Source organism: Bartonella sp. HY328 (assembly GCF_025449335.1).
Lineage (GTDB): Bacteria > Pseudomonadota > Alphaproteobacteria > Rhizobiales > Rhizobiaceae > HY038.
The window spans coordinates 522,198-533,546 of sequence record NZ_CP104883.1 but is presented as its reverse complement, the minus strand read 5'-3'; the positions used below and the strand labels follow the sequence as shown (position 1 = coordinate 533,546).

The 11,349-nt window shown below is 41.7% G+C and carries 10 protein-coding genes; 4 read left to right on the top strand and 6 right to left on the bottom strand.

Translation table 11 applies throughout. The features are described from left to right. Positions 1-33 precede the first annotated feature (33 nt). From arfB to dnaK, 5 genes are all read right to left on the bottom strand, one after another. Positions 34-483: an alternative ribosome rescue aminoacyl-tRNA hydrolase ArfB gene (gene arfB, locus N5852_RS02170; RefSeq protein WP_262098733.1), complete on the bottom strand. Its 450-nt coding sequence runs from the start codon at positions 481-483 to the stop codon at positions 34-36. 178 nt (positions 484-661) lie between these two features. Continuing rightward, positions 662-1,780: a ceramide glucosyltransferase gene (locus N5852_RS02165; RefSeq protein WP_262098732.1), complete on the bottom strand. Its 1,119-nt coding sequence runs from the start codon at positions 1,778-1,780 to the stop codon at positions 662-664. A 220-nt stretch (positions 1,781-2,000) separates the two neighbouring features. After that, positions 2,001-2,669, bottom strand: coding sequence for a ligase-associated DNA damage response endonuclease PdeM (gene pdeM, locus N5852_RS02160; RefSeq protein ID WP_262098731.1), 669 nt, complete (start codon positions 2,667-2,669; stop codon positions 2,001-2,003). Positions 2,670-2,778: 109 nt separating this feature from the next. Further along, positions 2,779-3,921: a molecular chaperone DnaJ gene (gene dnaJ, locus N5852_RS02155; RefSeq protein ID WP_262098730.1), complete on the bottom strand. Its 1,143-nt coding sequence runs from the start codon at positions 3,919-3,921 to the stop codon at positions 2,779-2,781. 211 nt (positions 3,922-4,132) lie between these two features. Then, positions 4,133-6,037: a molecular chaperone DnaK gene (dnaK, locus tag N5852_RS02150; protein ID WP_262098729.1), complete on the bottom strand. Its 1,905-nt coding sequence runs from the start codon at positions 6,035-6,037 to the stop codon at positions 4,133-4,135. Between the two features lie 740 nt (positions 6,038-6,777). On the opposite strand from dnaK, the gene N5852_RS02145 reads away from it, so the two are divergent. From N5852_RS02145 to N5852_RS02130, 4 genes are all read left to right on the top strand, one after another. Further along, entirely contained in the window at positions 6,778-7,392 is a 615-nt protein-coding gene (locus N5852_RS02145) for a DUF6101 family protein (protein ID WP_262098728.1), read from the top strand. Between the two features lie 338 nt (positions 7,393-7,730). Continuing rightward, complete coding sequence (locus N5852_RS02140) at positions 7,731-9,068, top strand: TldD/PmbA family protein (RefSeq protein WP_262098727.1); 1,338 nt, start codon at positions 7,731-7,733, stop codon at positions 9,066-9,068. Then, positions 9,055-9,870 (top strand): 3'(2'),5'-bisphosphate nucleotidase CysQ, encoded by an 816-nt coding sequence (locus N5852_RS02135; protein ID WP_262098726.1) that lies wholly within the window; start codon positions 9,055-9,057, stop codon positions 9,868-9,870. The genes N5852_RS02140 and N5852_RS02135 overlap by 14 nt, the downstream gene beginning before the upstream one ends. A gap of 95 nt (positions 9,871-9,965) precedes the next feature. Next, positions 9,966-10,208 carry a DUF4170 domain-containing protein gene (locus N5852_RS02130; RefSeq protein WP_262098725.1) on the top strand — a complete coding sequence of 81 codons (243 nt, stop codon included), beginning with the start codon at positions 9,966-9,968 and terminating at the stop codon, positions 10,206-10,208. A gap of 146 nt (positions 10,209-10,354) precedes the next feature. Here N5852_RS02130 and N5852_RS02125 read toward each other — a convergent pair whose 3' ends face one another. Beyond that, a complete protein-coding gene (locus N5852_RS02125; protein WP_262098724.1) occupies positions 10,355-11,311 on the bottom strand; it encodes a hypothetical protein in 957 nt (318 codons plus the stop codon). Positions 11,312-11,349: the final 38 nt, after the last annotated feature.

Sequence of the window (11,349 nt, the reverse complement as noted above, 5' to 3'; positions counted from 1 at the left end):
ATAAAAGCCGGTACTTTGTTTAAGGAACATAGACTAATCGTCTTTAACACGGCCGCGTAATTTTTTGACGCTGCCACGGCTCGTTTTACTGACTAAGCGACGCTCTACCGAGGCTTTGGTTGGTCTTGTTTTCTTTCTTGGCGGTGGCGGCGGCGCGCTTGCTTTTCGCAGTAAATCAACCAAACGCTCGCGTGCATCAATTCGGTTGCGCTCTTGTGTGCGAAAGCGATCAGCTTCAAGCAAAATTTGCCCATCCTTGGTGGCGCGTTGGCCGGCAAGTTTAATCAAACGATCAATTATATCGGCAGAAATACCAGCTAATTGAGGAAAAAAACGCAATTGCACCGCAGTGGCAACCTTGTTGACATTTTGTCCACCAGGTCCACTTGCGCGAATAAAACTTTCTTCAAAACTGCTTTTATGAATGGTGATGGTTTCATTTACCAAAAGGAAATCGTCACTTAAGTCTATTTTTTGTACCATGACGTAACCATCTTCAACACATGTTTATACCGGCTTAACCCATCGCTAGACTGGAAAAATCGCAGCATCCTTAGCAGAAAAAGGCATTAAACGCAAATATACACAATGCGCTACTGCAATAGACCCCAGTATTTTAAAAATTTTGAATTTTACGATCTACTGGCAATGCAAAAAAAAATTATTTTTTACCAATATCAACCTTATGACCTTGCCATTGATAACCACCTTTTCCAAAGGCCGAAAACCAAACCGCAACCAATAAAATATCACGATAAATAATAGCAATTGCTTGCCGCACGGACATTGGCCAACCCACATAAGCGGTGGTTATGAATTCGGCTCCATACCAAATAAGCATGAACCAAAGAATGGAAGTGAAGGAAACCGCCCCTAAACATGCTGCTAGGAATAGGGATAGCAGCGGGAAAACACTACCTGACAAGATTTCAATGTAGAAGAAAAATGCAAAAGAGTCGCGGCGTAGCTTAGCCCAACGAACTTGCCTTGCCCATACCGGTTGAAACTGCTTTTCGCCAAGCGGCTGAGCGAAAGGCATTGCAGATAAGCGTACTTTTAACCCTTGTGAGCGCACCACCTTTGTCGCTGCGGCATCCTCGGCAATTTCACCAGCAAGGACTTCAATACCACCAGCATTATCCAATACTTCACGCCGCCAAAATAATGTCTTGCCTTGTGCAAAACCATTACCTGCCGTATCCGCACATAATTGCCAGCGCGCTTGATAGCTATTTAAAAACGCTGCTTCGATATCGGCGGCAAAATTTTCCGGCTCGGTGCCAAGTGGTGGTGAAGCAACAAGGCCAGTATCATTTTTAAAACGGGCAAAAAGCTGTGCTATGTAATCTGGCGGCATTAAAACATTGGAATCTGTCATCACCACCCAATCATATTGCGCAACTTTCCAGCCTTTGATTAGGTTGTTTAGTTTAGGATTTGGGCTAATTGGATTATCGCCGATTAATAGTTTTGAGGGGACATCGGGATATTGTGCCATTAATTTTTCGACCAAGGGTATGACCGGATCATTATCGCGTGACACACAAAAAATAATCTCTTTTTTAGGATGGTCTAGTGTGAAAGCAGAAGTCAGCGTGCGTTCCAAATTGTTTTCAAGACCAGCAACAGGCCGTAAAATGGTTACACCTTCATCATACCAAGCCTCTATTGTGCTAACGGGATGCCATTTTGAGCGAATTGCTACTACAAGTAATGTTATCATTTGAATTAACAGACACAAAGTTGCAAGTGTCACTAAAATGGTACCAATAATCCACACGCTTGCTTTTCCCTCTCAACTTTCAACGGCAATTGATTTATGAAAATCATATTTAATGCATTTCTAGTAAACTGTGAAGACCTTAGCATTAAAATACATGAAATCAAATAATTAGAGATATTTATTAGATAAATTTAAATTAAAAATTACTAATATTTTTTAATTTCCTATCGGGTTACAATTCGGCAATTTTAACACAGCAATGTTTCAAAAAATATTATTAAACTTTTATAGGGAAAATTTTTTCCTGATGCAGTAAAAAAGCTACCAATTTTTTATCATCAAAAAGTCCGTTAAAAGCACGGTGTTCAAGATCTAACCCACCAGCGTAAGTGCCAAATGCGGGTAGAATTAATCGTGAAAAATCGGTGACAAAGCAAAAGCCGCGTATAGATGCACCATAGCGTTTAACACGTTTAGCTGGATGCAAATGCCCAGAAACTTGCCCTTTTTCACCATTTACTTGTGGCTCATGGCAAAAGGTAAGAGTTTGAATTTTTTTCTGCATAATGATTTCACCGTGCAAATCGCTTGGTAAAAACGGATCATGGTTGCCACTAATCCAAATCCAATGAAATTGCTGCGACAAGGTCAACAAATATTGGCGCATGTCGGGCGCGATAAAGTCAAATATGCGCGTATCGTGAAAGCTGTCACCAAGGCTTAATACTGCTTCGGGCTGATAAACGGCAAGGAGCTTTTCTAATTTTTCAATGGTAATCTTGGTGTCAAGTGGCGGTATGAGGTGACCTTGGCGAGCAAAGGCATTGCCTTTTTCAAAATGTAAATCAGCGATGATTAATAATTTTTCACTAGGCCAATAAATGGCACCTGAAGCATCAAGGATAAGATCCTGGCCGCAAAACGAAATTTTTAAGGCGTCTCTCAAACAATAATTGCCTTTTAGTCAGTTGAATATCGCCTTACCTATGTGCATAGGAAAGGCGACAATGCAACACCACAGGTTTTACTCATGGTGTTGGCATGTTTGCGTCTGGTTAGCTTTTACCCATGTTTTCAAAAAAGTCTTTCATGCGTGAGAAAAAGCCATGCGATTGCGGTGAATTTTCATGATTGGACAATTCGTCAAATTCTTGCAGTAATTCACGCTGGCGTTTTGTTAGTTTTTGCGGTGTTTCAATGGCCACTTGAATATAAAGATCGCCTTTTACCTCTTGGCGTAAAACAGGCATGCCTTTACCGCGCAAACGGAATTGTTTGCCGTTTTGCGTGCCTTCTGGCACTTTTACGACATTTTTTGTTCCATCAAGGGTTGAGACATCAAATTCACCGCCAAGTGCTGCTTTGGTCATTGAAATTGGCACAGCGCAATAAAGATCTGCGCCATCGCGCTGGAAAAACTCATGGGGTTTTACTGATATGAAAATATAAAGATCACCATTTGGACCACCACGCACACCAGCTTCACCTTCATTGGCTAAACGGATACGTGTACCATCTTCAATGCCGGCCGGAATATTGACCGAAAGCGAGCGCTCTTGCTCAATTTTCCCTTGGCCATGACATTTAGGACATGGATCTTCAATAATTTCACCGCGACCATGACAGGTGGGGCAAGCGCGTTCAACTGAGAAAAAGCCTTGGCTTGCTCGTACACGCCCTGCACCTTGACAGGTTGGGCACGTTTTTGGCTTGGTGCCTTTTTTTGCACCTGTGCCAGAACAGTCATCACAAACAATATGGCTTGGCACTCGAATTTGCGCAGTTTTACCGCTATAAGCTTCTTCAAGCGTGATTTCCATATTATAGCTAAGATCGGCGCCCCGTTCGCGGCCGTCACTACGACGACGGCGACCACCGCCCATCATATCGCCAAAAATATCTTCAAATATATCAGCAAAACCACCGCCAAAGCCGCCTCCAAAACCACCGCCGCCGCCAAAGCCGCGACCACCATTTTCAAAAGCAGCGTGACCAAATTGGTCGTAAGCGGCGCGTTTTTGCGGATCCTTCAACACATCATAAGCTTCGCCAATTTCTTTAAACTTGCGTTCAGCATCAGCATCACCGGGATTGCGATCAGGGTGATATTGCATCGCTAATTTACGAAAGGCTACTTTTAGCCCCTTTTCATCGCATCCGCGCGAGACGCCAAGCAATTCATAATAATCGACCTTCATATCTTGAATAATCCTGTTCTATTATTCCATTTCCATAGAACAAATCTTATGAAAATATTATAGGTAGTAGCTTTAGTGAACCAAAGCCATAAATTTTAGAGGATAACTATTGCCAATATTAATTCTCAATAGTCTTGAATGTCCAGCTTTAGACAAAAGCCCGACCCGCTTTAAAGAGGGCCGGGCTTTTTATCGTTAAAGCATTTTTACATTACTTTTTCTTATTGTCGTCAATTTCTTCAAAATCAGCATCAACAACATCGTCCTTACCACTTGCAGCTTCTGCTGCAGCCTCAGGATCATTAGCCATATTGCTGGCTTCATACATGGCTTGTCCAAGCTTCATGCTTGCTTCGGTAAGCCTATCGCTTTTAGCGCGGATGTCATCGGCATTATCACCTTCCATTGCTGCCTTAAGGTCAACAATAGCGGTTTCAATTGCCGTTTTATCTTCAGCAGAAACCTTGTCACCATAATCAGCAACAGATTTTTCTGCAGAATGGATAAGACTTTCAGCTTGGTTTTTAGCTTCAACAATTTCACGACGCTTCTTATCATCTGCGGCATGTTCTTCAGCATCACGAACCATTTTTTCAATGTCGTCATCGCTAAGACCACCAGATGCCTGAATGCGCACTTGCTGTTCTTTACCAGTTGCCTTGTCTTTAGCAGAAACATTGACGATACCATTGGCATCAATATCAAAGGTAACTTCAATTTGTGGTACACCGCGTGGTGCTGGTGGAATTCCGTCAAGATTGAACTGACCCAACATTTTATTGTCGGCAGCCATTTCACGCTCACCTTGGAATACGCGAATAGTCACAGCATTCTGGTTGTCTTCTGCGGTTGAGAACACATTGGACTTCTTGGTTGGAATAGTTGTGTTACGGTCGATAAGACGAGTAAACACGCCACCTTGTGTTTCAATACCAAGAGAAAGCGGAGTAACATCAAGCAATAGAACATCGGTCACATCGCCTTGGATAACACCAGCTTGAACTGCAGCACCCATTGCCACAACTTCATCAGGGTTAACACCCTTATGAGGATCTTTGCCAAAGAAGTTTTTAACAACTTCTTGGATTTTTGGCATACGGGTCATACCACCAACAAGAACCACTTCATCAATATCAGCAGCGGTTAAATCAGCATCTTTCAAAGCAGCTTTACAAGGTTCAATAGTGCGCTTGACGAAATCTTCGACCAAAGATTCAAATTTGGCGCGAGTAAGTTTCATGGTCAAGTGCTTTGGACCGGTTTGGTCGGCAGTGATAAATGGCAGATTGATTTCAGTCTGCTGAGCTGATGAAAGCTCAATCTTTGCTTTTTCAGCAGCTTCTTTCAAGCGCTGTAATGCAAGCTTGTCGTTCTTAAGATCGATGCCTTGTTCTTTTTTGAACTCATCAGCAAAGTAAGAAACAAGACGCATGTCAAAGTCTTCACCACCAAGGAATGTATCACCATTGGTTGATTTAACTTCAAACACACCATCGCCAATTTCCAAAATAGAAACGTCGAAAGTACCACCACCAAGATCGTAAACAGCAATAGTCTTACCGTCTTTTTTCTCAAGACCATAGGCAAGAGCTGCAGCAGTTGGCTCGTTAATAATACGAAGAACTTCAAGACCAGCAATTTTACCAGCATCTTTGGTTGCCTGACGCTGTGCATCATTAAAATACGCAGGTACGGTAATAACCGCTTGTTCTACTTTTTCACCAAGATAGGCTTCAGCAGTTTCTTTCATTTTTTGCAAGATCATTGCAGAAATCTGTGAAGGTGAATAAGTATTGTCTTTTGCTTCAACAGCAGCATCGCCATTATCACCACGAACGATTGCATAAGGAACAAGTGCCTTATCTTTAGCAACGGTTGGATCATCAAAGCGGCGACCAATAAGGCGCTTAACCGCAAAAATTGTGCCTTCAGGATTTGTTACGGCCTGGCGTTTTGCAGGCTGGCCAACAAGGCGCTCACCGCCATCGGTGAAAGCAACGATTGATGGGGTGGTGCGTGCACCTTCCGCATTTTCAATTACTTTTGCAGTTTTGCCATCCATGACAGCAACGCATGAATTGGTGGTACCAAGGTCAATACCAATTATTTTTGCCATTTTTTTCTCCTTCAGCGAACCACAAGGACCTATAAAAGCGTTCCCTAATGTGGCTCCTAATCGTTAATTTTGTTAGGCTTGAAATAAATTCCAACATAACAAGTTGATGGGTATATAAGGAGCAGTTTTTTTTACTGCAAGAGAGGATTGTATGGTTTTTGCCATTCTTTATCAAAAAAATTGCTTTTTTTATTATTTTTTGTGCTTTTTTATCAAGTTGTGTCATTTTTAAGGATATTGACTGCAAAGACTAAGGTCAGGATCTATTATTTTAAAGAGACAAGCACAAGGTGGCCAAATATATAATCCTAAAGCAAAAATGGGTAAAGCTAAGGATAGCAGATAATAGTTGCTAGAGCTTTACACCGTGGTGGCTTACAGTTTGTTGTGTCCTTTTGGCTTGAGTTAAATTTTAGCGATCACCTTATCAAAAAGCCTTGAAAATATAGATATTCCTCAGCGGCCTGCCTCAAAGATAGACTTTGGATACACACAAAAAACTCCTGCAATTTTGTTCAAATGAAAAGGTCCGAACCCTATTTTTTTAAATTAGCTTTTTGCTAACCAAACTAAAAATTAATGCTAAAAACATAATTAATTAACCTTAGCCATTAAGCTTCTTGATAAGTTTTATCTTTATAAGCCTTGATATATGCCTTTTAAGGGCAGGCAATTCGCCAATTTCAATTCGTAAGAACTGAAAAGATAAATTTTATTTTAGCGAAGCAAAGAGGGTTATAATGGCAGGACGTTGGGCAGATTGCTGGAATGAGCAAAGTGAACATATGCACGAATTGCGATTGGGGCAAGAATTACGATTGGATCCTTGCCATCTGCCACAAAAAATTGCGTTCCAAGGACAAAATGGTATTTTAAGGGCTACATTGGCTGAAAATGTTATTATAGTGCAACGAAATAAAATCGCCGCCACGCATAATCATAAAAACGATCAAGCCGTGGTTGAAATTATTCCGTTGTCTTCTTATCAAGGCGTTAGTGCTCACCGATTAAAGGACGGAAAAAATGACACTTTATTGGCATTAATGCTAGTGCATAAAAATCCCAGCCTGTCTATTCCTTTACTCACTTCCGATAATTATGATGATGTATTGCTTGACTGGCGGCTATGGGCCGACCTTTATGATTTGCCAATGATGGTGATTGACGAATTTGAAGAACTACGTCCTGTTCGTGAATGTGCGCCGCTTGATTATTTTTTGCGTGAATATGCCCCTTTGCAATCCCTGTTAAATGGCAAATCCCTATCGGTTAAAAAGCGCTTTCAATTGCGTTTGCCTAATCGGCGGTTAAAACTGCGCTTAAAACTTTCCAACCGGCTTATTATAAGCTTTTAGCAAACTAATTACTTTTGAGCGTGGGTAAATAGGAGCAATTGTATCAATTTGCTATAGTCATTTCCAATGCCGCTTATAGATATGAGTTTCAAGTTAATGGTTATCTTGACCGTTTCATCCGCCTTTTTGACCCTATTAATGGCGAATATCGACAAATAGTACTCAGTATTATAGACAAAGAACAAACTGATCTTGATAAAAAAGATTAGCGGTTGACATAATATTGAATTTGCCTTGATGCCAGTATTTGCTGGTTGTTTCATGCAAAACAGCTTCACAGTTTTATGAAAATGCTCTAAGAGATGAGATGAATAATATTCGGATCATGGAGAAGTTTTATGAGTGGTGATGCGCAAGGTTTAATCGACAAGGCATCAGCCTTGGTTGAGGCGGCAAAAAAGGCTGGTGCCGATGCGGCTGATGCAGTGGTTATCCGCTCGCGTTCTCGGCAAGTTAGTGTGCGACTTGGTAAGGTTGAATCAACCGACAGTTCAGAAAGTGATGATTTTTCACTGCGCGTTTTTTTAGGCAAAAAAGTTGCGACCATTTCGGCTAATTCCCAATCCGATCCACAAGCTTTAGCAATTCGCGCCGTAGCCATGGCGAAAGTATCTCCTGAAAATCCCTATGAAGGTTTGGCCGATCCTCAACTTTTGCAGCATAAGCCGCGTGATCTTGATTTGTTTGATGCAACAGATTTAGATAGCGCTGCCTTAACCCATGAAGCGTTGGCAATGGAAGAAGAAGCCCTTGCGGTAAAAGGCGTAAGCAATTCTGGCGGTGCAGGGGCGGCATGTGGTGCAGGCGGCATGGTATTGGTTACAAGTCACGGATTTTGCGGCCATTATATGAGTTCGCGTTTTTCTCGCTCTTGCAGCGTTGTTGCAGGCTCTGGCACTGCAATGGAGCGCGATTATGATTACAGCACGGCGCTGCACTTTGCAGACCTTGATCATAGCCGCGATATTGGACAAAGGGCCGGCCAGCGCACCGTTGCCCGACTTGGCGCGCAAAGGGCAAAGACCGGAACAGTTGATGTTATTTTTGACCCACGCATGGCGCGCGGTATTGCTGCCCATATCGCAAGCGCGGTTAACGGTGCATCAGTTGCTAGAAAAACTAGCCTTTTGCGTGAAAAAATGGGGCAAGCGATCATGCCACGAGGCATTACTATCACGGATAATCCACTAAAAGTGCGTGGCAGTTCGTCCCGTCCTTTTGATGGTGAAGGGGTTGAAGGGCAAATGCTGGAAATTGTTAAAGATGGCGTTTTGCAAAATTGGCTATTATCCACCTCTGCTGCAATGGAACTTGGCTTAACCACGAATGGCCATGGGGTGCGCTCGTCAAATAGCGTTGCGCCAGCATCGACTAATTTTACCATTGAAAGCGGTAATATCAGCCGCGAAGATATGATCAAATCCCTAAAAAATGGTTTTTATGTCACGGAATTGGTTGGCCATGGTGTCGATTTGGTAACCGGGCAATATAGTCGCGGCGCATCCGGTTTTTGGATTGAAAATGGTGAAATTACCTATCCAGTGAGTGAAGTAACTTTGGGATCCAACCTTTTGCATATGTTTGCCCATATGCAGGCTGCTGATGATCTTGACCGCCGTTATGGCATTGCCTCACCAAGCCTGTTAATTGAAGGGATGACCCTTGCCGGAAAATAATAGCCTAAAAGATCAATGGATAAGCGAAGATTTAAAGCTAATAAGCGATGGCGCACGTGAAGCAGGTCACATCGCTATAGGCTTTTTTAAGCATAATCCAAAGATTTGGCAAAAGGAAGGTAACTCACCGGTAACAGAAGCTGATTTTGCTGTTGATCGCTATTTGAAAGAGTTGTTACTAAAAGCCCGTCCGCAATATGGTTGGATATCTGAAGAAACCGCTGATGAACGTCCCGCCCAAGATTATCAACGCTTCTTCGTGGTTGACCCAATTGATGGCACACGTGGTTTTATCGAGGGCAAAAATAACTGGTGCATTTCAATTGCAATTATTGAAAATGGCCGTCCTATTTGCGGCGTTCTGCATTGCCCAGTAACAGGCGAACATTTTATCGCACCAGTTAATGGCAAGGCCTATAATAATGATATGGTTTTAGCCATTGCCAATGACGACCATTTGCGCCGCCCTATTGTCTCATGTGCTGGTTCTTGGATGAAGAAAATTACTCCATCCTTGCGGCAAGACTATAGTTTTAAAGCTGATGTTCCTTCACTTGCCTATAGATTAGCCCTTTTTGCCAGTGGCAAGGTTGACATGGTTTTGGTACGCCCTAATGCCCATGATTGGGATATTGCTGCGGCTGACATTATTGTTGAATGTGCAGGAGGCGCTTTGCTTAACCGGCAAAAGACACCTATTATTTACGGTAAAGAACCATTTTGTCACAGTATTTTGATTGCCGCGTCAGCAAAAGATTTTAAAATAGCTTTAGATATTGTGCATAAAGCGTTAAAAGACTAATTATTATAATTCAAATATAAGAAATAAAGTGGATTTAAAGTGCTTTTACTAAATCTTATTGCACTTTAAAATTATTAAACTTCAAGGAGAATAAAATGCCCGCAACAGCTGAAAAAAAACAACTTTTACACCTTGTTTTTGGTGGTGAATTAAAAAGTGTTGACAGCAGCGAGTTTCGCGATCTTGATAAGCTTGATATTGTCGGCATTTACCCAGATTATGCATCAGCACAAGTGGCATGGAAAGCCAAAGCACAAGCCACTGTCGATAATGCCTTACAACGCTATTATATTGTGCATCTTCACCGCTTGTTAAATCCTGAAGATGAAGGCGCTTAAATCTAGCTTATATTTTAAGCACAAAGTTTAATGAAATTATCAATTACAAATAGGAGGGAATTTACCATATCCCCCTATTTGAAACTTTAAAAATATTCTTTATCAATTTTTATCAAAAGATCTTATTCATCTCTTATAAAATAAGCCTAACGCCCCAAAATAGTCTTCATTTCTAAAATGCCCTTATCCAACACTTTAATCGCATTGGTAATATCAACACCATTTAAACGGCTTGAAATATATAGTTCTATGTAATACCAAGACGTTCCGCTACCTTGTGGCTCTAGCTCATTCCATTTGGCTAAAAGTTCATTTGCCTCTATTTTAATTTTGGCAGTATCTATCTTGCATTTATCGTCCCAAGTCCAACCTAACATAATGCCTCTGTTTTGGTTTACCTTGCGTACTTCCTCATTTAAAGTTTTAAACTCATCACAAGTGCGGCGCAATTGCGCAAAATGATCATCAAGAGAGGCAACAATAGCAGCATATTGTTCACGCTTTTGGTTTAATTCATCTAAAACTTTTTGCCTTGCTTTTTTGCCATTTTCTATTTCGCGTTGCTTTCGCGCCTCCTCTTGGCGTTGCCGTTCTTGCTCGCGTGCTTCAAGCTGGCGTTGTTGTTCTTGCCGTTCTATTTCACGCTGCTCTTCTTCTTTTTTTCTTTTTACAATAATGTATTGATCATAGGCGGCTTTATTTTTTTCTCGCAGCTTATAGACCCGTTCGGTCAATTCCTTACTTTCAAAATCCTTCATTTTAAAGCCGATGACATTGACCTCTTTATTATTCACCAATCTTAATAAACCACTTTGACAATCGGCACGCATAAAGTCTGCTAACTCTTTGGGCGGCGCTTCAAAGCCTTTAAAACTTGCGCCTGACAAAGCCGCAAGGCAGTCTACCATCGAGTTTGATATTAGTTTTGGCGCATCTTGATCGCGGCTGGCAGGGCCAAACCCACTTATTCCATCATGAGAAAAAAATTCGATAAGTTGATCATCTGTCGCTTCGGGTAGCGAACTACCGCAACCATAAAGAGCAAAGGGCAATAAGGCGACAATCGCATATTTTTTTAATAATTTTCGTCCAGATAGCATCATGATGTTCTACTTTCCCCAATTTTGAATTTAGAAACAGC

Coding starts and splice junctions, on each gene's coding strand:
- arfB (WP_262098733.1), bottom strand. CDS start 483: ATGGTACAAAAAATAGACTTAAGTGACGATTTCCTTTTGGTAAATGAA.
- dnaJ (WP_262098730.1), bottom strand. CDS start 3,921: ATGAAGGTCGATTATTATGAATTGCTTGGCGTCTCGCGCGGATGCGAT.
- dnaK (WP_262098729.1), bottom strand. CDS start 6,037: ATGGCAAAAATAATTGGTATTGACCTTGGTACCACCAATTCATGCGTT.
- N5852_RS02145 (WP_262098728.1), top strand. CDS start 6,778: ATGGCAGGACGTTGGGCAGATTGCTGGAATGAGCAAAGTGAACATATG.
- N5852_RS02140 (WP_262098727.1), top strand. CDS start 7,731: ATGAGTGGTGATGCGCAAGGTTTAATCGACAAGGCATCAGCCTTGGTT.
- N5852_RS02130 (WP_262098725.1), top strand. CDS start 9,966: ATGCCCGCAACAGCTGAAAAAAAACAACTTTTACACCTTGTTTTTGGT.
- N5852_RS02125 (WP_262098724.1), bottom strand. CDS start 11,311: ATGATGCTATCTGGACGAAAATTATTAAAAAAATATGCGATTGTCGCC.